The organism is Pantoea sp. CFCC18177 (assembly GCF_059412425.1).
Map to the genome: position 1 here is coordinate 15,402 of NZ_JBNBPL010000025.1, position 19,644 is coordinate 35,045.

The window sequence follows — 19,644 nt, forward strand, 5'->3', positions numbered from 1 at the left end:
CGGTAAATCATCTTCGTAGCGGCGCGATTCATCGCGCGTCTCAGCAGCGATACCCCTGCTAAATGACGCGCAATAAATTGCGCCGCTACAGTTTAATGAAGTTGTTAACATCTCACCTCAATGAGTCCAGTCTCGTAGCAGCCCGACAAGGTCCTTAACCCATTATCGTGAAGCCATTTTGCGCTCATTCTTCTGCCGCAATTGCTTCGCTCGGCTCTCCAGCAGCAAATACAACACCAACGCCAGCAACAGAGGCAAAATAAAGTACAGCACGCGATAAGCCAGTAGCGCGGCGATAATCGTGCCGTGCGAAACCTGTTCCCCTGCCAGCAGCGCAAGAAACACCGCTTCCAGCACGCCAATCCCAGCGGGAATATGAATGATCACCCCAGCGATACTACTGATCAGCAACACGCCCAGCACTTGCGGATAATCCACCTGACGTGCCAGCAAGAGCCAGATGATCGCCCCCATCACCAGCCAGTTGGCGCTGGAGACCGCAAACTGCAACAACGCCATGCGCAGTGACGGCAGTTGCAGATGCTGACCTTTCACCGTCCACTGGCGCTTTTTCGCAAAGGTACAGGCCCATAAATAAATAGCGACCAGCACTAACAGCGCTGCACCAATAATGCGCAGCGTGTTTTCGCCGATAAACCAACGCGGCGGAATCGGCACCATCCCCGCCACAAACACCACCCCAGCCAGTAAGATATAGCCCAGCCAGTTAGTCGCAATGCTCATGGAAAAGATGCGGGTGATGGTGCCGCCGGGCAGCCCCAGGCGCGAATAAAGCCGATAGCGCATCGCCACGCCACCCACCCAGGTGCTCAGCGTCAGGTTAAAGGCGTAACAGATAAACGACACCAGCATCACCTGACGCTTGGCCAGTTTGTGCCCGCAGTAGGCGCGCCCAATCAAATCATAGACGCCATAGGTGAGATAGCTGATCACCACCAGCGCGGCAGCACCCGCTACTACGTAGCGGTTATAACCCACAATCACCTGATAGACGTCTTGCCAGTTCACTTTGCGCGCGTAAATCACCAGCAGCACAATCACGGCGATAAAAAACAGCCAGGTGAGGATTTTCTTGGCCCATTGCCAGCGCGAATGTTTCTTGCTCATCAGGGTTTCGCTCCTTGATTGTCGGTTTCGACCCGATCCTGGGTTTCCATTTCCGGCTGAACCGGCGGTTCCACCTGGCTCAGCAGCGGAGTATGCGCGGGCAACCAACCCGCGATGGCCGGGAAATGGCGTAGGAAGTGAAACACGATGACGCTTTTGGTCAGATGCCACCAGGTGCGTGGCGGCAGCTTGTCATCCTGTACGCGCTCGCAATCCTGCTGTAACAGTGCTTCCAGATTTTCGCGCAGTGTCTGGTTGAACGCGCGATCGTGCACCATCAGATTGGCTTCGAGGTTTAGTGACAGACTGAGCGGGTCGAGATTGCTGGACCCCACCGTGGACCAGTGTTGATCCTGCACCGCAATCTTGCCGTGCAGCGGCCGGCGGCAATACTCGTAAACCTCCACACCGGCATCCACCAGATAGTTGTACAGCATCTCAGCACCGACTTTGACAATCGGCATATCGGGCTCACCCTGGACGATCAGCCTGACGCGCACGCCACGCTGTGCGGCACTGCGCATCTCGCGCAGCAGCCGATAGCCAGGGAAAAAGTAGGCGTTGGCGATAATCACGTCGCGCTTTGCCTTGCGCAGCATATCGAGATAGTGCTGCTCAATGTCATCGCGATGCTTGTCATTATCGCGATAGACAAACAGCACCTGAGCGTCACCCGGCATGGCATTCACCGCCAGCCGTGGCGATCGGCCTCCCCACCAGCGCCGCGTCACCTGTTCGCTACCCATGGCTTGCTGCACGTAATGCGCAATATCCAACACCACCGGTCCGGTGACCTCCACTGCATAGTCCTGCTTGGCTTGCGGGCCGAAGTCGGTGTTGTGCTCGTCAGAAAAGTTGATACCGCCGACGAAGGCCAGCGTCTCATCCACCACTACGATTTTCCGATGCAGGCGGCGGAACACATTGGTGCGCATGCCCAGCACAAGCGGGCGCGGATCATAATAGAGAAAGCGCACGCCGGCTTCGGTGAGGCTGTTGACGAAGTGATCGGATAAATCAGGCGAACCGTAGCCATCCACCATCACTTCAACATGGACGCCACGCCGGGCTGCCGTCAATAAATCGCTATGGAGAGACTGGCCAACTGTGTCCTCGAACAGAATAAAGGTTTCCAGCAGCAGCGAACGCTGCGCGCCTTGGATGGCTTCAGAAACGCGCGGGAAAAACTGATCGCCATTTTCCAGCAGCCGAAGTTGGTTGCCATCACGCCAACTAAAGTTCATAGCAAGATCTCCACTGCCAGCGGGGCGTGATCGGAAAGATGTGACCAGGGTTTGACCGGCAGCGCCCAAGGATGGCTGACCGTGGCGTTGCGGATGTAAATGCGATCAAGGCGCAACAGGGGAAAACGGGCCGGAAAGGTGCGCGCCGGGTGGCCGTTTTTCATGCTGAATACTTCCTCAAGGCCGGCGCTGCGTTTCAGAAAACGATTGGCACGAACTTGCCAGTCGTTAAAATCACCGGCCACCACCAGCGGCGCATCATGCGGCAGCGCGGCGATGTGCTCACTCATCATTTTCATCTGCGTCTGGCGATGGTGTTCCTTTAAGCCCAGATGAACGCAAATGACATGCAGTGGCTGCGGACGGTCAGGCAAGCGAATCTGGCAGTGCAACATGCCGCGTTTTTCACTTCCTGCCACAGAAATATCGAGGTTTTCATATTCAATAATCGGAAAACGTGACAATATCGCGTTCCCGTGGTGTCCTTCAGGATAAACCGCATTACGGCCATAGGCAAAATCATGCCACATGGTGTCAGCCAGATACTCGTAATGAGAGTGTTCTGGCCAGTTTTCGATGTGCAGCGAATGGATGGCGTGGGTGCCCATCACCTCTTGCAGGAAGACGATATCCGCTGAGGTTTCGCGGACGGCGTCACGCAATTCCGGCAGGATAAAGCGGCGATTAAAGCTGGTGAACCCTTTGTGGGTATTGATCGTCAGGACTTTAAATGAAAATCCTTGCGTGATTTGTGGCATACTGCGACGCGCTCCTTTTCATCATCAACAGCACAAAGTGTAGTCTTTGTCACAAATGGGTGGTGAGTGGAGCATAAAATTAGGGCGTAATCCGAAATTTGCTTTACATTGAGGAAATCCGTCTGGCCACAGCCAGATACACTTGGGCGACCTGTTGGGTCTGCCAGGAGAAATGAATGAAATGGTCTAATCGTGTTCAGATTGTTACCGGTCAAACCTGCTTGCATATTGCTATGCACCTGTTGGTGATTGCAGCGCTGGTGTGGGGCTGGAAGCATAAGGCGCTGGTAGAAGTGAGCAGTACCCTGGTAGCCGCTTATGCGTTGGTGTTTATCGCCATGCTGGCTCTGCAGCGTAGTGCCCGTTTACGCCGATTTGGCGATTCTCTGGAAGAAGTAACGACAACCTATTACTTCGGTGCAGCGATGCTGACGCTGTTCCTGATTTCCCGCTTCATCCACAACAACCTGCTGATCGGTTGTTTAGGCGTGGTGATGTTGGTGGGACCGGCACTGGTGTCACTGCTGGCGAAAGAACCCGCGCATCGCGTGGAGAAAAAACGCAGTTAATGTTTGGCGCGGCCATTCGGCCTGCTGTGAAAGAAGGAGCCATTTATGGCTCCTTTTTTTATGGGTAATCAGGTCGCCATCACTGACGACCTGACAATACAGAAAGGCACACATAATGAGTACATCGGTAAAACCTTAGGGGGTGCATTTATGCGTCCCAAGAAAAGACCCTCGCGGTAATGGCTGTCGCAGTCCCAGCCGAAACCTGCTAAACTCTCGCCCTTACGCATGGTAGTTTGTGCCCTTTTCACACGTGAGCCTCAGGCTTGCGTCATATCCCCCCTGAAAACTACATCGCTGACGGCGATCAGGGCGGTTCGGAGTAATACACCTGCATGTCTTTTGACTCTCTCGGCTTAAGTGCCGATATTTTGCGTGCGGTAGCGGAACAAGGCTACCAAGAACCGACGCCAATCCAGCGTCAGGCAATTCCTGTGGTACTGGCTGGCCGCGACCTGCTGGCGAGTGCTCAGACCGGTACGGGTAAAACCGCCGGCTTCACGCTGCCACTGCTGCAGCGCCTCAGTGCAAATCCTTCCACTGCGCGCGGTCGTCGCCCGGTGCGTGCACTGATCCTCACCCCAACCCGTGAACTGGCGGCGCAGGTGGGCGAAAACGTCCGTGAATACAGTCAGTACCTCAACATCCGTTCGCTGGTAGTTTTCGGCGGCGTAAGCATTAACCCGCAGATGATGAAACTGCGCGGTGGCGTCGATGTGCTGGTGGCGACGCCGGGCCGTCTGCTGGATCTGGCGCATCAAAACGCCGTCGATCTGTCTCAGGTTGAAATTCTGGTACTGGATGAAGCGGACCGCATGCTCGATATGGGCTTCATCCACGATATCCGCCGTGTACTGGCGCGTCTGCCAGCCAAACGTCAGAACCTGCTGTTCTCTGCGACTTTCTCTGATGAAATTAAAACCCTGGCAGAAAAACTGCTGACCAACCCAGAACAGGTTGAAGTGGCGCGTCGCAACACCGCTTCTGAGCAGGTTTCACAACAGGTGCATTTCGTTGATAAAAAGCGCAAGCGGGAACTGCTGTCACTGATGATTGGTCGTGATAACTGGCAGCAAGTGCTGGTGTTCACCCGTACCAAGCATGGCGCGAACCATCTGGCCGAACAACTGAACAAAGATGGCATTACCGCAGCGGCTATCCACGGTAACAAAAGCCAGGGCGCGCGTACCCGTGCGTTAGCGGACTTTAAATCTGGTGGTATTCGTGTGCTGGTGGCGACCGATATCGCCGCGCGTGGCCTGGATATTGAAGAGCTGCCACACGTGGTGAACTACGAGCTGCCAAATGTGGCTGAAGACTATGTACACCGTATCGGCCGTACCGGTCGTGCGGCGGCGACTGGTGCGGCGTTGTCGCTGGTGTGTGTCGATGAACACAAACTGCTGCGTGACATCGAACGTTTGCTGAAGCGTGAAATTCCGCGCATCGAGTTGCCTGGCTTTGAAGTCGATCCAAGCATCAAAGCGGAGCCGATCCAAAACGGACGTCAGCAGCAAGGTCGCGGTCAGGGCCGTGGTCAAGGCCAGGGGCGCGGACAGGGCGGTAACGTTTCTCGTCCTCACAGCGGTCATGCGCCACGTCCGCAAGGCGAAGCACGTCCAGCGCGTCGTCAGGGCGGCAATGCGGGCCAGGCTGCGCCAGCAGCTAACAGCGGTCGCCGTCGTCCAGCCCCTAAGAAGAGCGGGAATATCTAACCCATGAGGGTTTTACTGGCGCCGATGGAGGGCGTGCTGGATTCGCTGGTGCGTGAGCTGCTCTCCGGGGTGAATGATTATGATCTGTGCGTCACCGAGTTTTTGCGTGTGGTCGATCAACTGTTGCCGGTAAAATCCTTTTGGCGTTTGTGTCCTGAGCTGCACAACAGCAGCCGCACCCCTTCCGGCACGCGTGTGCGTATGCAGCTTCTCGGGCAGTATCCCGAGTGGCTGGCAGAAAACGCTGCGCGTGCGGTGGAACTCGGTTCCTGGGGCGTGGATCTCAACTGTGGTTGCCCGTCAAAGCTGGTTAACGGCAGCGGCGGTGGGGCGACGCTGCTGAAAGATCCTGAGCTGATCTATCGCGGTGCCAAAGCGATGCGTGAAGCGGTGCCTGCCCATCTACCGGTAACGGTTAAAGTACGCTTGGGCTGGGATTCCGGTGAGCGCCGCTTCGAGATTGCCGATGCGGTACAGCAAGCTGGGGCCAGTGAACTGGTGGTGCATGGCCGTACCAAAGAAGAAGGCTACCGCGCTGAAAGCATCAACTGGCAGGCGATTGGTGAGATTCGCCAGCGCCTGTCGATTCCGGTGATCGCCAACGGCGAGATCTGGAGCTGGCAGGATGCGCAGGATTGTCTGCGCATCACCGGTTGTGATGCGGTGATGTTAGGGCGCGGTGCGCTCAACATCCCCAACCTCGGCCGTGTGGTGAAGTACAATGAAGCGCCCATGCCATGGTTCGAGGTGGTTGAACTGCTGCTGAAATACACCCAGTTAGAGAAGCAGGGTGATACCGGCATGTACCACGTGGCGCGCATCAAACAGTGGCTGGGCTACCTGCGTAAAGCCTACGACGAGGCCGATGGGCTGTTCAGTGAAATCCGTACCTTACGTGTTTCCGCTGAGATCGCCACAGCGATTGAACGCCATGCGCAGCAACTGACCGCACACGCATAGCGCCCCCTCATTATTTAAACGCTGCTGTATAGTGTGTCTGCTTACTGGATGCGTAAAAGCGGACCATCTGCTCACTGAATTTCACCGGGTCATGGTGTTCCGCAATTCTTTGCAGTGATTGCGCGGAGTACTGGGTAATGAGCCCCGGATTACGCAGAATATCCACGATATGACCTTTCAACTGCTGCACGATCTGGTGGCGAATATCCTTTTTGCGCTCTTCTGAGTCAATCACATACTCATGCTCATCATTTAATGGCTGTTGAATAAGCCAGCCTGCACCTGCTGGATTGATCTCGGGTAAGGCACGAACATTGGTGGTGATCACCGGGCAGCCGCTGGCCTGCATTTCCAGCACCGAGAAGCCATAAGTATCCTGCCAGGTGGGGAGTAACCCCACGTGTGTACGTTGCAATAGCGCCAACACCTGATGATTGGGTAATGCGCTAAAGTGCTGAATATGTGGCGATGTGTTGATTAGGTGTTCAATGCGAGTATAGAACGCCTCATCATCCTGAAATTGGCGATGGGCAATATTATGTCGCTGCGAAAGATCGCCAATCAGGGTGACCTGAATCTGACTGCGAGTGAAAACATCCTCTTCAGTCAGTTGCGAAATCGCCAACACCACTTCGGCCCCTCCCTTGCGATAGAACTCACTGCCAACAAACGTGAAATGAATTTTTCCCGGTGAAATTAAACGCGGTTTTACACACAGCAACGGCTGAGGAGGATGGAGAATACGCAGTTTATGGGCCGCTGCCGCCTTGATGGCAGGGAAAGCCTCCAGCAACTTCAGTTGGATGTTAAAGGTCGCTTGTGAGATGGCAATCAGGTACAAACATTCATCTCTGGCGATTAATGCCAGTTGCGAGTGCAAGTCGGGATTAGCGGTTTTTTCCATGCCGGGCACGGGCAACACGCGGGGGATTTCAGTCTCAAAGGTGGCGATCCAGTTACGTTTGGTATGAGCAACTTCGTTAAAGAGATGAATGACATCCGCACTGTGCGGCAGCAAGCCGGGCAGCGGATAAAAGATGAATTGCTTATTTTTATGTAGCAGCCTGGATCTGACGGCGTTCAAATAAAAGTAAATGTTCTTTTTTCGGCAATCAATATACTGGTGGTGAGGGTTAGTGATGATATTTCTTTTTTCAGGATATCCGCTTCCACTGATGATTATCTTCATAATCTCTCCCGGCAGGTAGGGTACAGAGTGAAATAAAAATATGTCGAACAATGAGAAGTTACGCGCGCTGAAGAGGTATGTTACTCACTGAAAGTAACCACCTGGATTTGATTTTATAATCTGTAACCTAAGGCTTGATGGCGACAGAATCTATGTTTAATGCGGACGTTCAAATATCACTCGCGTTAATGATTAAAATTCAATCCGCTTACTCTCTGGTTTTGCTATAAATTTTTTCTGATAAATGCTAAATGTGCCTGCCAATAGGGGGATTTTTCAGATTTGTCATGTCTATGGTTTAAAAAAACTAAATTAAATTCGCTTATTAAAGTTAATTAATAATAAGTATCTGGCATTTGATATTATTTAGTGCCTGAGATTGTTGTTTGCATACGGAATTACGCTATTACACAGTTCCAGCTAAAGTCAGGTTCAAGATGAGCGCTGTTCGCGCTATAGTAGAGGCCTACATTCATCTGTAATGCCATCACTTATGTCAGACGCCGCTGTACTGAGCCATGCTCAGTTAAATAAACGCATCATTTCCGTCATCATCTTCACCTTTTTCTGCTATCTCTCGGTGGGGTTGCCATTGGCGGTACTCCCCGGATTTGTGCACAACCAACTGGGCTTCAGCTCGTTTATTGCTGGCTTGATCATCAGCCTGCAATACTTCGCGACCCTGCTTAGCCGACCTCATTCCGGGCGCCTGGCCGATCGTTATGGCCCCAAACGTGTGGTGATGATGGGGTTAGTGTGCTGCGGGATGAGCGGCGTGCTCTCCATCATCGCGGCGCTGTTTAGTGATGTGCCGATGCTGAGCCTGGCGCTGCTGGCCGCAGGCAGACTGTTCTTGGGCGTGGGCGAAAGCTTTAGCAGCACGGGATCAACGCTCTGGGGCATGAATATTGTTGGGCCATTACAAACCGCACGCGTCATTTCGTGGAATGGTGTTGCCACTTATTTTGCCATGGCAATCGGTGCGCCATTGGGTGTGTTGCTCAATCAGTGGTTTGGCATCAGCGGCTTTGCTGGCCTGGTCGCGGTAATGGGTGTGGTGGGTTTCTGGATGGCGAGTCGCAAAGCGCCTGTTAAGGTCACTGCCGGCGTGCGCATTCCGTTCCACCGGGTGGTGAGCCGCGTCTGGCTGTTTGGTCTGGCGCTAGGGTTTGGCACCATCGGTTTTGGCGTGATTTCCACCTTCATTACGCTCTATTTCGCCAGCCGCGACTGGAGTGGCGCGGCCTTTGCTCTGACGCTATTTAGCCTCGGGTTTGTGCTGGTGCGCCTTGCGGGCGGCCGTTACATCACGCGGTTTGGTGGCATTAAGGTATCGCTGGTGTCCTTTGTACTGGAGTGTGCAGGTTTGCTGCTGATTTGGCAGGCAGACAGCAGCTGGCTGGTTGATATTGGCGCCTTCCTGACCGGCGGCGGATTCTCATTGGTGTTCCCGGCTCTCGGCGTAGAAGCGGTGAAACGCGTGCAGCAGCAGGATCAGGGATCGGCGTTGGGCACCTATTCGGCCTTTCTTGATTTAGGGCTAGGACTAACCGGACCGGTGGCGGGTTTACTGATTGGTCATTGGGGCATGCAGTCGGTTTATCTGGCTGCGGCACTGATGGTTTTAGGCGCATTCCTGATTACTTTGCGCTTGCAACAGCAGCACGGCCGCCAGGCGACCGTGCCCACGGTGAATTAGTACTTTTCTGGCACCACCATGTTTTCCGGGACCGGTGCGCGGCGATAATCTTCATGACGTTCGCGCATCGGTAACATAATCGTTTTCGATTCACTCTCTTCGTACGGCACTTGCTGCAACAGATGGCTAATGCAGTTCAGTCGCGCACGTTTTTTATCAACGCCTTGCACCACCCACCATGGCGCTTCAGGGATGTGAGTGCGTTCCAGCATCTCTTCTTTCGCTTCGGTGTAGTCTTCCCAACGACGACGGCTTTCGAGATCCATCGGGCTGAGTTTCCACTGTTTCAACGGATCGTGAATACGGCTGAGGAAGCGGAGTTCCTGCTCTTCGTCAGTGATCGAGAACCAGTACTTGATGATCTGAATGCCGCTGCGTGTCAGCATTTTTTCGAATTCTGGTACGCTGCGGTAGAACTCTTCTACTTCGGCTTCATTACAGAAGCCCATCACGCGTTCAACGCCTGCGCGGTTATACCAGCTACGGTCAAACATCACGATCTCACCGGCGGCCGGCAGATGTGCGATATAACGCTGAAAATACCACTGAGTTTTCTCACGATCGTTAGGCGCGGGCAGGGCAGCCACACGACAGGTACGTGGGTTCAAACGCTGTGTGATACGTTTGATCACGCCGCCTTTACCTGCGGCATCACGGCCTTCAAACAGAATGACCACACGATGCCCGGTACGCATCACCCAATCCTGCAACTTCACCAGTTCGCCTTGCAGATGCAACAGCTCACGGAAGTAGCGGCGACGGAAGGCTTTATCATCTTCTTCCTGCGGTTCGCCGTTATCCTTGAAGCGCAGATCATCCAGCTCCATCTCCAGCTCTTCGTCGTAGCTGTCATAAAATTCTTGCAGCAAACGCGCATTAAACGTCTCACTGCGGAAGTTATTGTCGTGTGTCGCCATGACTTTTCCCCGTTACAGATGAATAAACAGAGCGTAAAGCAGCCCTGAAAGTAAGACTGAGACCGGCAGCGTCAATACCCACGCCAGCGCGAGGTTACGGATGGTGGAGAGCTGCAGGCCAGATTTGTTGGCCGCCATAGAACCGGCTACGCCCGAGGAGAGCACGTGTGTGGTGGAGACCGGCAAGCCGAAGACGTCAGCCGCACCGATGGTGGCCATGGCCACTAATTCAGCACTGGCACCCTGGGCATAAGTCAGATGGGTTTTGCCGATACGTTCACCCACGGTGACCACAATGCGGCGCCAACCTACCATGGTGCCGAGGCCGAGGGCGATCGCCACCACCACTTTTACCCACATCGGGATAAAGCGTGTGGCCGCATCCAGTTCTTTCTTCACCGCGGTGAGGTTACTGGCGATCTCTTCTGGCACCGGCACTTTGGCGGATTGCAGATGTTTGATGGTTTCCGAGGCGAGGTACATATCGTTACGGGTGTTGGTCACCGCCTGGGCCGGAATGTTCTCTACCGAACCGTACTGACGAATTTGCTCGCCGATATCACCCAACATCATGCCCAGCGCAGGCAGAACCTGTGGGCGGTTCTGGCTGGTGCGCACGAATTCCGTCAGGACTTCGCGTGGAGCAGGCATCGCGGCCGGAGGCGGCTGCAGCGCCAGTAACTGCTGTTCGGTGACCTGGGTTAACGCGGCAACACGCGGGATTTGGTCTGGCGGCAGTGAGCGGTTCAGGGCATAGGCAATCGGCATGGTGCCGACCAGAATCAGCATAATCAGCCCCATCCCTTTCTGCCCATCATTCGAGCCGTGGGCAAAAGAGACGCCGGTGCAGGTCAGGATCAGCAGGCCACGGATCCACGGCGGCGGTGGCTGGTTGTCTTTTGGCGCTTCATACAGCTGGCGATTGCGGATAAAGGCTTTCATCGCCAACAGCAGCAGGGCGGCGCAGATAAAGCCGACTACCGGTGACAGCAGCAGGGCGTAGCCCACTTTGATGGCCTGATCCCAGTCTACGCCGCTGGTACCACTGCGGCCGTGCAGCAGGGCATTGGCTACGCCCACACCGATGATCGATCCAATCAGCGTATGTGAGGAAGACGCAGGCAAGCCGAAATACCAGGTGCCGAGGTTCCAGATGATCGCGGAGAACAGCAGGGCATACACCATGGCAAAGCCGTTGCCGCTACCCGCTTGCAGGATCAGCTCGACAGGCAGCAGCGAAATGATGCCAAACGCCACCACGCCGCTGGAGAGTAATACGCCAAGGAAGTTACAGAAACCAGACCACACCACGGCCACACCCGGTGACAGAGAGTGGGTGTATATCACCGTTGCGACGGCATTGGCGGTGTCATGGAAGCCGTTCACAAACTCAAAGCCGAGGGCAATCAATAGTGCGACCCCCAGCAGCAGGAACGGCGTGTAGCTGGTGACCGGCGCACCGGTCTCTTCTACGTCATTAAACAGATTGATGGCAGTAAAGAGCAGTCCGGCGCACAGGAGTACCAGGAAAATGATACGTGAGACACGACCGCTGCCTTGGTTAAGATTCGGACGTCCGCTGGGAGACGATGATGTCGATGCAGGTAAACTGTTTTCAGCCATAACACACCCCGGTGTGGATTGACGATGCTCGAACGGCATCCGTTACTGGCAGTGTGATACGTGGTTTGTATGACAGAATGATGATGGCGATCACAGTGTGTCATCTTGCTGTAACACGGCTGTCGCAGTCTGTGGATCTGACCGCTCCGGGATCCTCACGCTGCCATGTTCCAGCCTGTCTTGCCGCTTGCCTCACTGCCGGATTTCAATAATGAAGTCGCTGGCCTTATTCATGGTTACTTATTCACACCGGAAGCGCCGCCACAAAGGCTTAACGCGCGTGAGGCCTCACAGCTTGCACAACAAGAACTGCCCGAATCTTACTTTCTGTGGCTTCACATCAACCTTAACCACGCGCGCGCTGAGCGCTGGGTTCAGGACCACTTTAGTGTTGATAATGATTTTTTCGACGAGATACATTCCGCCTCGCCGCGCACCCGTTTAGCCCATCAAAACGATGCGCTGCTGGCGGTACTTAATGATGTGACTTTCAGTAAAGAAGAGCGCAGCACGCAGAACGCCACGCTGTGGATTTGGTGCTGTGCACACGTCATCGTCACTGCACGCTATCGGCCGGTGGGGATGATTGAACGCATGCACCAGCAAATTGACCGGCTGGAATTTAGCGAACCCGATGCGATGCTGTTGTGGCTGCTGGGCGAGCAGGAAGCACAGTTGGAGCAGGTGGTGCGCCGTTCCAGCCAGGCGGTGGATGCGATTGAAGAGCGGCTGCTCAGTGCGGCGATTAAAACCAACCGCAGCGAACTGGGGCACCTGCGGCGTATGTTGCTGCGTGTGCAACGTTTGCTGGCCCCTGAACCCGCGGCGCTGTTCCGTTTACTGAATCGTCCACCTAAATGGCTCAAGCGCGAACCGCTGTCAGAACTGCGCATTTTCACTGAAGAGTTCAGCGTCGCGCTCAGTGATTTGGCGGGGCTGATGGAGCGCATACGTTTGTTGCAGGAAGAGATTGCTGCCAGCCTGATGGAACAAAGCAACCGCACACTGTTCTTGCTGACGGTGATTACGGTGTTGGCGCTGCCGATTAATATCGTGGCGGGTTTTTTTGGCATGAACGTCGGCGGCATTCCGCTGGCGAACAATCCGCACGGATTTCTGCTGTTAGTGATTGTGGTGCTGGTGTTCACGCTGGTGGCAGGGTGGCTGGCGTTAAAGCGAAGAATGTAGTTTACGGACGGTCTCAGACCGCCCACAAAAAAGCCAGCCTCACCGGGCTGGCTTTTTACTGTAAGGCTTAGGCGAGATTACAGGCTGTTGCCGGTCGCAGGTTGAGCAGCAGGGGCTGCATCAGTTTGCGGTGCAACGGCGCTGGCGCCTTGCGGGGTCATTGGCTCTTCTTTCGGCTGTGCGTCAGAAGACTCCTGAACCGGCACTGGAGCAGGCATCACTTCGCCCTGTGGACCGTTGATCTTGGTTGGCATACCGTTACGCGCCTGGATAGCGTTGTTCACGGCATCCTGGTTGGTGCTGGCATCGGCAATCACTTTGGTCACGGCAGCGGTCAGCGTGATTGGCACCACTTCACGTGAGTTAAATTGCTCTTCGGTAGTAGAGAGTGGGTTGTGCACCTCAACATAACGAGAACCGTCTGGCTCAACGGTGGCTTTCACCGGCTGATCGATAAACTGCACGCGCGTACCCACTGGCACATTGTCGAACAGCCATTTGATATCATCAGCACGCAGACGCACACAGCCGTGGCTCACGCGCAGGCCGATGCCGAAGTTGGCGTTAGTGCCGTGTACGGCATAAAGACGGCCGATGTACAGCGCATACAGACCCATCGGGTTATCTGGACCCGCCGGGAACACGGCTGGAATGCTTTCGCCACGCGATGCGTATTCTGCATGCATCGCTTTGGTCGGCGTCCAGGTTGGGCCGGCTTTTTTGCGCTGAACGGTGGTTGTCCAGTTGACTGGAGTGTCTTTACCCAGTTCGCCGATACCGATAGGCAGCACAACAACGGTTTTGGTGCCTTTCGGGTAGTAATAAAGACGCATTTCCGCGCTGTTGATCACGATACCTTCACGCGGCGCGTCAGGCAGAATCAGCTGCTGTGGGATCACCATTTTGGTGCCAGCTTTAGGCAGATAAACATCCACGCCCGGATTGGCTTCCAGCATATTGCTGAGGCCCATCTGATACTGTGCAGCAAAGGCTTCCAGCGGAAGTCGGCTGTCATCAGGCACGGTGATTTCAAGGTTTTCGCCGATCAAACGGCTGTTAGCCGCTGGCAGCGGATAGACTACTGCAAATGCCGACTGGCTGAACGCCGCCAGTACCAGGGCGAGTGAAGCGAACGCGCGAATGCTCTTTTTCATGTTTTTCAAGTCGTTATGGCCGTGTTTCAGGCTTGTCAGTGTGTCGAATCCATCTCGGTCTTAATGACCCGGTGCGCATTATATGTGCATAGGCGCAAAGATGGGAATCATGATTTTCGTTGGCTGAAGATACTTTACCCAAATAGTGGGATTTACCAGACTATTCTCTTTGCTGTGTCGCCCAAAATGTGAATTTCTTAAGGCTGCCACAGCGTCACTTCATTGCTCAATTTACGATTGAGGAAAAAAGCGGCACTGATCAATGCCAAATGTGACAATGCCTGCGGCATATTACCCAGTGCTTCCCCGTGCGTGGTGAATTCCTCCGCATAGAGCCCCAACGGATTGGCATAACTCAGCAGCTTTTCGAACTCAAAATGCGCCTCATGTACCCGCCCGGCACGCGCCAGACACTCGACATACCAGAACGAACAGGCAGCAAAAGAGCCTTCGCCCCCGGTTAAAGCATCGGCAGGCGTTTCACTAATGTTATAGCGTCGCACTAAACCGTCGCTCACCAAATGCGTTTTAATGGCATCCAGCGTGGCGATCCAGTCGGGATCGGTGGAGCTGACAAAACGCACCAGTGGCATCAACAGCATTGACGCATCAAGGAATTTACCCCCACGGGTGGCGGTGAAGTGTCCGAGTTCTGGGTTCCAGAAATTTTGCCAGATATCGTCGCGGATCTCGCTGCGCACCCGATCCCAACGCTCATACGGCATCGGCAGTGAACGCTTCAGCCCAAGGCGCAGTGCGCGGTCCAGTGCGACCCAACACATCAAACGCGAATGCAGGAAGTGTTCCGGCTCGCCGCGCATCTCCCAAATACCAGCATCGGGCTGATTCCAGTTCGCGCAGACATAATCGATCATGTCGGAGACATGCCGCCAGCCGCGTTGTGAAATCGCCTCACCGTATTTGTTCGCCAGATATACCGCGTCCATCAGTTCGCCGTAAATATCGAGTTGGGTTTGTCGCCACGCATCATTACCGATGCGTACCGGACGCGAATTGGCGTATCCAGAGAGATTGAGCAGTTCGGTTTCGTGCAGTTCCGTCCCGCTGTCCAGGCGATACATCACTTGTAAATGAGGTGTATCGTCATGGCTGTGCTCCACACAGCGTCCGACCCAATGGGTAAAGTCTCGCGCTTCTTCCACATAACCCAACCGCATCAGCGCGTACATGCTGAAGGAGGCATCGCGGATCCACGAGGCGCGATAATCCCAGTTGCGCTCGCCGCCCAACTCCTCCGGCAAACCAAAGGTGGCGGCAGCGGCGATAGAACCGTGCTGTTTTGAGGTCAGGAGTTTTAACGCGAGAGCAGAGCGTGTCACCCTTTCCTGCCAGCGACCGCGATAGGTGCTGTGGCTGCTCCAGTGACGCCAGTAGTTCAGGGTCTCACTGAAGCATTGTTCGGTGGCGATTTCCGCAACGAACGGATCTTCATCACTGCCAAACACGAACTCGGCAGACTCTCCCGCTTTCAGGGTAAAGGTCGCCACTGCACTGTGATTTTCTCGCGTCATCACTACCGTCGCGCTAAGACGCAAGGCGGGCTGACCTTCCGCGAGAAACGCGATGCCGCCGGGGCGTAATTCGGTGTGGGTGTCGGCACGGGCATAATCATGGCGCGGTGCGCACAGCAGATGAAAGTTGGCCGATCCGCGCACCATTTTTACCCGACGAACCAGACGTGGCACTTTATTGGGTTGATCGCAGATGGGCATGTAATCGGTGATTTCCGCCACGCCTGCATCGCCCAGCCACCGGGTTTGCAGGATGTTAGTGTCCGGCAGGTAAAGCTGCTGCTGGCGGGCATTTTTCCAGTCAGGTGCCAGCGAGAACAATCCCGCTTCGTCGCCATCGAGCAGGGCGGCAAACACTGAAGGGCTATCGAGCTCGGGCCAACAGAGATAATCGATGGTGCCGTCATTGGCGATGAGTGCACAGGTGCGTAAGTCGCCGATGACACCGTGGTCATCAATTTTGCGTTTAATGGTGCTCATGTGGCCTCCCTTGGCGGTATCTGATTGTTAACTATAGACGAAAAGCTTTTTTCAGCTGAGGCGGGGCACGGAAGGATAACTTCTATACTGTGTAGACACCCTTCACGCAGGAGAATGTTATGGCATTAGGCAAACAGAAAGTGGCGGTGGTCACCGGTGCGGATTCAGGAATTGGCCGCAGCTGCGCTGTGATGCTGGCTGAAGCGGGTTATACCCTCGGCATTACCTGGCGCTCAGATGAAGAGGGCGCGCAGGAAACGGCACGGCTGGTCGAGAGCAAAGGGCAGGTGGCGCAGGTAAGGCAACTGGATCTCTCCGATCCCCAAGAAGGCGGCAAGCAACTGACGCAGTTGATCAATTCATTGGGCCGTATTGATGTGCTGGTCAATAACGCGGGCGTGATGCTTAAAGCGGATTTCCTCGACGTCACCTTTGAAGACTGGCGTAAAACCTTCAATGTTGATGTCGATGGCTCTTTTATCTGTGGGCAAATTGCAGCGCGACATATGGTTGATCAAGGGGATGGCGGGCGCATCATCAACATCACCTCGGTGCATGAACACACCCCGCTGCCCGATGCGACAGCCTACACCGCAGCGAAACATGCGTTGGGCGGATTGACCAAATCGATGGCGCTCAGCTTGTTGCCGCACCACATTCTGGTGAATGCCGTGGCGCCAGGCGCGATTGCAACGGCGATGAACAACCTGACTGACGATCAGGCTCGCAGCACGCGCATGCCGGAAATCCCGATTGGACGTCCCGGCGATACGCGTGAAGTGGCGAGTTTAGTGGCGTGGCTTTGTTCCGAGTGGGCCACCTACACTACCGGTCAATCCTTTATCGTTGACGGCGGATTTATGCTGGCCAATCCGCAGTTTAAGGGCTATCACCATTAGCCCGCCCGGCGGTGATTCCATCGGCGAATGACATAACGCAGCACGATGCCGAACACAATCGCCGCCACCAACCACAGTAAGTGTTTAAAGTGCTGGTCAAGCTTGTGCAGCCACGGCGTGATGATCTCCCCCGCAAAGTAGCCAAGAGTCACGAAGATCAGCGACCAGATGGCCGCACCGATGACGTTGAGCACAAAAAAGCGCAATGGTTTCAGACGGCTGGTGCCGATGATGATCGGGCCGATAATGCGAAAACCGTACATAAAGCGCACGCCGATGACAAACAGGCTAGGGCGCTTTTGAATCAGGTGATTGGCCTTGCGAATGGTGTCCTGATGTTTACGAAAACGGCGCAGGATGCGCGTGCCATAACGGCGACCCAACCAGAACAACAGTTGATCGCCAATAATCCCGCCGGCCATGGCGGCCAGTACCACGCCAGTGAAGTGCAGCAAGCCTTCATGCGCTGCCACGCCGCCCAGCAGAGTAAAGGTTTCCCCTTCTGCGATACAGCCAATCAGCAGTGCCAGATAGCCATATTGCGTAATTAATCCATTGATATCGAGATGCAAATTATCCTCCCTGTCGTGAATGAATCAGGTAACAGTTTATACGCCAGTGGCTTTTTTTGTGCCGCTGTCCGCAAAAACAGCAGCGCCGATTATACTTGAAGGGAAGCTGCCTGAGTTGGACAGTCTGATAGCTGGAGGGGCAGCCCATCGCATCAGAGGAGTGATTTTATGAATCATGTCTGGGGTCTTCTGGCGCATCCTAACCAGGAAATGCGCGATATCAAGCAAGAAAACGAGAGCGTTTCGCACCACTACACCCACCATGTTTTGATGATGGCCGCGATCCCGGTGATTTGCGCCTTTATCGGTACCACACAACTGGGCTGGAATCTGGGCGAAGGGCAATTTGTTCAACTCAATCTATTGACCGGCATCGGTCTGGGCATTCTGTTTTATCTGATTATTTTAGGTGGCGTGGCGGTAATGGGCCGCGTCATTCACTGGATGGCACGTAACTATCCGCAGCGTCCGAGCATACCGCGCTGTACCGTGTTTGCAGGCTATGTCGCAACACCGCTGTTTATCAGCGGTCTGGTCGCGCTCTATCCGCTGGTGTGGCTGTGCGTATTGGCGGGAGCCGTCGCGTTGCTCTACACCGGCTATCTGCTGTATGTCGGCATTCCGGTATTCCTCAATATCGACCGGGAGGAGAGTCTGCGTTTCTCCGGTTCAACGCTGGCCATCGGTGTGCTGGTGTTTGAAGTGCTGCTGGCGTTGACGGTGGTGCTGTGGGGTTATGGACCGCGATTGTTCTGATGGGCGGTTGCCATAAATGGCAACCCTGCAGATAAATCATGGAATATAAGGTCGTCATTTATGACGACCTTTTTTTAACGCCCGGAAACAATCTACCTAAGAAATTTCGTAGGGAAGTGGGTATGATGCTGCTGCCAGCCCGCATCCCGTCTGGTTTGATGCGTGCGGCCTGTGTCTCAAACACAGCGCAAAACTCCTTATCGGATTTTCCTGACACGATGTCTGTAAAAATGCGTATTTCCTTGCTGTCGCTGGCGCTGTTTGTCGCCGCGCCCGCAGCTGTAACACCTGCACTGGCCGCGCCTGCTGCGCTATCTAATCTGGCGCCGATTGCGCAACCGCAAATCGCCTCCGGCAGTGCGATGATTGTCGATCTTGAAACCAACAAGGTGCTGTTCTCCAGCCACCCCGATCGTGTGCGTCCGATTGCATCGCTCACCAAGCTGATGACCGCGATGGTGGTGTTGGATGCTAAGCTGCCGATGGATGAAATGCTTTCCGTCGATATCAGCCATACGCCCGAGATGCGCGGTGTGTTTTCACGCGTCAAACTGAACAGTGAAATCAGCCGTCGCAATATGCTGCTGCTGGCGTTGATGTCGTCTGAAAACCGGGCTGCCGCTAGCCTGGCGCATCATTATCCAGGTGGTTATGATGCCTTTATCCGCGCCATGAATGCCAAAGCGCGCGCGCTGGGTATGACGCACACGCATTATGTTGAACCGACCGGTTTGTCGATTCACAACGTCTCGAACGCGGAAGATCTGATCAAGCTGGCCAAAGCCACGCGTCAATATCCGTTGATTGGTGAATTGAGCACCACCAAAGAAGACACCGCCGTATTTAAGCATCCGAACTATGCCCTGCCGTTCCGCAACACCAACCATCTGGTGTACAAAAATGACTGGCGTATTGCGTTGACCAAAACCGGTTACACCGATGAAGCGGGTCACTGTCTGGTGATGCGCACGGTGATTAATAATCGTCCAGTCGCGCTGGTGGTACTGGATGCCTTTGGTAAGTACACCCACTTTGCTGATGCCAACCGTCTGCGTGACTGGCTGGAAACCGGCAAAGCGGCACCGGTGCCGGCTGCTGCCTTGGCGTACAAGAAACAGAAATCGTCGCAAACGGCCAGCACTGCTGACGTGGAGTAAAGCGTCTGGTTTGGTCGCCTTCAATGGCGACCCTTCAGGCTATGCACGTTGTTATGTAGGGTCGCCATTAATGGCGACCTTTTAAAAATGAAAATCCCTTATCG

The 19,644-nt window shown here is 54.6% G+C and carries 17 protein-coding genes; 8 read left to right on the forward strand and 9 right to left on the reverse strand.

Annotated features, from left to right (window positions below):
* Positions 1 to 162 precede the first annotated feature (162 nt).
* From ACPUC8_RS20710 to ACPUC8_RS20720, 3 genes are read right to left on the reverse strand one after another with little or no spacing between them, the layout of a single operon-like run.
* Positions 163 to 1,128: a lysylphosphatidylglycerol synthase domain-containing protein gene (locus tag ACPUC8_RS20710; protein ID WP_494927228.1), complete on the reverse strand. Its 966-nt coding sequence runs from the start codon at positions 1,126 to 1,128 to the stop codon at positions 163 to 165.
* Positions 1,128 to 2,372 (reverse strand): cardiolipin synthase ClsB, encoded by a 1,245-nt coding sequence (gene clsB / locus ACPUC8_RS20715; RefSeq protein ID WP_494927229.1) that lies wholly within the window; start codon positions 2,370 to 2,372, stop codon positions 1,128 to 1,130. The genes ACPUC8_RS20710 and clsB overlap by 1 nt, the downstream gene beginning before the upstream one ends.
* Positions 2,369 to 3,130 (reverse strand): endonuclease/exonuclease/phosphatase family protein, encoded by a 762-nt coding sequence (locus ACPUC8_RS20720; RefSeq protein WP_039336590.1) that lies wholly within the window; start codon positions 3,128 to 3,130, stop codon positions 2,369 to 2,371. The genes clsB and ACPUC8_RS20720 overlap by 4 nt, the downstream gene beginning before the upstream one ends.
* 176 nt (positions 3,131 to 3,306) lie before the next feature.
* On the opposite strand from ACPUC8_RS20720, the gene ACPUC8_RS20725 reads away from it, so the two are divergent.
* From ACPUC8_RS20725 to dusC, 3 genes are all read left to right on the forward strand, one after another.
* The gene (locus tag ACPUC8_RS20725) at positions 3,307 to 3,699 is read left to right on the forward strand and encodes a YbhQ family protein (protein WP_039336588.1); all 393 of its coding nucleotides are present in this window, start codon (positions 3,307 to 3,309) and stop codon (positions 3,697 to 3,699) included.
* Positions 3,700 to 4,034: 335 nt separating this feature from the next.
* On the forward strand, positions 4,035 to 5,414 hold the full coding sequence (gene rhlE, locus ACPUC8_RS20730) for an ATP-dependent RNA helicase RhlE (RefSeq protein WP_039336584.1): 1,380 nt from the start codon (positions 4,035 to 4,037) through the stop codon (positions 5,412 to 5,414).
* Between the two features lie 3 nt (positions 5,415 to 5,417).
* Positions 5,418 to 6,374, forward strand: a complete 957-nt coding sequence (gene dusC / locus ACPUC8_RS20735; protein WP_039336582.1) for a tRNA dihydrouridine(16) synthase DusC — start codon at positions 5,418 to 5,420, stop codon at positions 6,372 to 6,374.
* A gap of 10 nt (positions 6,375 to 6,384) precedes the next feature.
* Here dusC and ACPUC8_RS20740 read toward each other — a convergent pair whose 3' ends face one another.
* Positions 6,385 to 7,458 (reverse strand): glycosyltransferase family 4 protein, encoded by a 1,074-nt coding sequence (locus tag ACPUC8_RS20740; protein WP_494927230.1) that lies wholly within the window; start codon positions 7,456 to 7,458, stop codon positions 6,385 to 6,387.
* A gap of 598 nt (positions 7,459 to 8,056) precedes the next feature.
* Between ACPUC8_RS20740 and ACPUC8_RS20745 the strand changes: the two genes are divergently transcribed.
* Positions 8,057 to 9,262, forward strand: coding sequence for an MFS transporter (locus tag ACPUC8_RS20745; protein WP_072214948.1), 1,206 nt, complete (start codon positions 8,057 to 8,059; stop codon positions 9,260 to 9,262).
* On the opposite strand, the gene ppk2 is transcribed toward ACPUC8_RS20745, so the two are convergent.
* Together ppk2 and ACPUC8_RS20755 are read right to left on the reverse strand one after the other, a co-directional pair.
* Complete coding sequence (gene ppk2, locus ACPUC8_RS20750; RefSeq protein WP_494927231.1) at positions 9,259 to 10,179, reverse strand: polyphosphate kinase 2; 921 nt, start codon at positions 10,177 to 10,179, stop codon at positions 9,259 to 9,261. The two genes, ACPUC8_RS20745 and ppk2, sit on opposite strands and share 4 nt — an antisense overlap.
* 12 nt (positions 10,180 to 10,191) lie before the next feature.
* Positions 10,192 to 11,802 carry an inorganic phosphate transporter gene (locus ACPUC8_RS20755; protein ID WP_494927232.1) on the reverse strand — a complete coding sequence of 537 codons (1,611 nt, stop codon included), beginning with the start codon at positions 11,800 to 11,802 and terminating at the stop codon, positions 10,192 to 10,194.
* A 165-nt stretch (positions 11,803 to 11,967) separates the two neighbouring features.
* Between ACPUC8_RS20755 and ACPUC8_RS20760 the strand changes: the two genes are divergently transcribed.
* Positions 11,968 to 12,990 (forward strand): transporter, encoded by a 1,023-nt coding sequence (locus tag ACPUC8_RS20760; RefSeq protein ID WP_058969818.1) that lies wholly within the window; start codon positions 11,968 to 11,970, stop codon positions 12,988 to 12,990.
* Between the two features lie 77 nt (positions 12,991 to 13,067).
* Here ACPUC8_RS20760 and ACPUC8_RS20765 read toward each other — a convergent pair whose 3' ends face one another.
* Both ACPUC8_RS20765 and ACPUC8_RS20770 read right to left on the reverse strand, forming a co-directional pair.
* Positions 13,068 to 14,144 (reverse strand): L,D-transpeptidase family protein, encoded by a 1,077-nt coding sequence (locus ACPUC8_RS20765; RefSeq protein WP_494927233.1) that lies wholly within the window; start codon positions 14,142 to 14,144, stop codon positions 13,068 to 13,070.
* A 197-nt stretch (positions 14,145 to 14,341) separates the two neighbouring features.
* Complete coding sequence (locus ACPUC8_RS20770) at positions 14,342 to 16,156, reverse strand: glycoside hydrolase family 15 protein (RefSeq protein WP_039336567.1); 1,815 nt, start codon at positions 16,154 to 16,156, stop codon at positions 14,342 to 14,344.
* 119 nt (positions 16,157 to 16,275) lie between these two features.
* On the opposite strand from ACPUC8_RS20770, the gene ACPUC8_RS20775 reads away from it, so the two are divergent.
* Entirely contained in the window at positions 16,276 to 17,055 is a 780-nt protein-coding gene (locus ACPUC8_RS20775) for an SDR family oxidoreductase (RefSeq protein WP_058969813.1), read from the forward strand.
* On the opposite strand, the gene ACPUC8_RS20780 is transcribed toward ACPUC8_RS20775, so the two are convergent.
* The gene (locus tag ACPUC8_RS20780; RefSeq protein WP_039335591.1) at positions 17,052 to 17,627 is read right to left on the reverse strand and encodes a DedA family protein; all 576 of its coding nucleotides are present in this window, start codon (positions 17,625 to 17,627) and stop codon (positions 17,052 to 17,054) included. The two genes, ACPUC8_RS20775 and ACPUC8_RS20780, sit on opposite strands and share 4 nt — an antisense overlap.
* Before the next feature lie 168 nt (positions 17,628 to 17,795).
* Here ACPUC8_RS20780 and ACPUC8_RS20785 point away from each other — a divergent pair, with 168 nt between their 5' ends.
* The gene (locus tag ACPUC8_RS20785; protein WP_039335593.1) at positions 17,796 to 18,383 is read left to right on the forward strand and encodes a Yip1 family protein; all 588 of its coding nucleotides are present in this window, start codon (positions 17,796 to 17,798) and stop codon (positions 18,381 to 18,383) included.
* A gap of 218 nt (positions 18,384 to 18,601) precedes the next feature.
* Positions 18,602 to 19,540 carry a D-alanyl-D-alanine endopeptidase gene (gene pbpG / locus ACPUC8_RS20790; RefSeq protein WP_283227110.1) on the forward strand — a complete coding sequence of 313 codons (939 nt, stop codon included), beginning with the start codon at positions 18,602 to 18,604 and terminating at the stop codon, positions 19,538 to 19,540.
* The last annotated feature ends 104 nt before the right edge of the window (positions 19,541 to 19,644 follow it).

Excerpts from the sequence above, each read along its gene's own strand:
- ACPUC8_RS20710 (WP_494927228.1), bottom strand. The coding sequence starts at position 1,128 with ATGAGCAAGAAACATTCGCGCTGGCAATGGGCCAAGAAAATCCTCACC.
- rhlE (WP_039336584.1), top strand. The coding sequence starts at position 4,035 with ATGTCTTTTGACTCTCTCGGCTTAAGTGCCGATATTTTGCGTGCGGTA.
- clsB (WP_494927229.1), bottom strand. The coding sequence starts at position 2,372 with ATGAACTTTAGTTGGCGTGATGGCAACCAACTTCGGCTGCTGGAAAAT.
- ACPUC8_RS20755 (WP_494927232.1), bottom strand. The coding sequence starts at position 11,802 with ATGGCTGAAAACAGTTTACCTGCATCGACATCATCGTCTCCCAGCGGA.
- ACPUC8_RS20765 (WP_494927233.1), bottom strand. The coding sequence starts at position 14,144 with ATGAAAAAGAGCATTCGCGCGTTCGCTTCACTCGCCCTGGTACTGGCG.
- ACPUC8_RS20785 (WP_039335593.1), top strand. The coding sequence starts at position 17,796 with ATGAATCATGTCTGGGGTCTTCTGGCGCATCCTAACCAGGAAATGCGC.
- ACPUC8_RS20760 (WP_058969818.1), top strand. The coding sequence starts at position 11,968 with ATGTTCCAGCCTGTCTTGCCGCTTGCCTCACTGCCGGATTTCAATAAT.
- ACPUC8_RS20775 (WP_058969813.1), top strand. The coding sequence starts at position 16,276 with ATGGCATTAGGCAAACAGAAAGTGGCGGTGGTCACCGGTGCGGATTCA.
- ACPUC8_RS20725 (WP_039336588.1), top strand. The coding sequence starts at position 3,307 with ATGAAATGGTCTAATCGTGTTCAGATTGTTACCGGTCAAACCTGCTTG.
- dusC (WP_039336582.1), top strand. The coding sequence starts at position 5,418 with ATGAGGGTTTTACTGGCGCCGATGGAGGGCGTGCTGGATTCGCTGGTG.
- pbpG (WP_283227110.1), top strand. The coding sequence starts at position 18,602 with ATGTCTGTAAAAATGCGTATTTCCTTGCTGTCGCTGGCGCTGTTTGTC.
- ACPUC8_RS20745 (WP_072214948.1), top strand. The coding sequence starts at position 8,057 with ATGTCAGACGCCGCTGTACTGAGCCATGCTCAGTTAAATAAACGCATC.
- ACPUC8_RS20720 (WP_039336590.1), bottom strand. The coding sequence starts at position 3,130 with ATGCCACAAATCACGCAAGGATTTTCATTTAAAGTCCTGACGATCAAT.
- ACPUC8_RS20770 (WP_039336567.1), bottom strand. The coding sequence starts at position 16,156 with ATGAGCACCATTAAACGCAAAATTGATGACCACGGTGTCATCGGCGAC.
- ppk2 (WP_494927231.1), bottom strand. The coding sequence starts at position 10,179 with ATGGCGACACACGACAATAACTTCCGCAGTGAGACGTTTAATGCGCGT.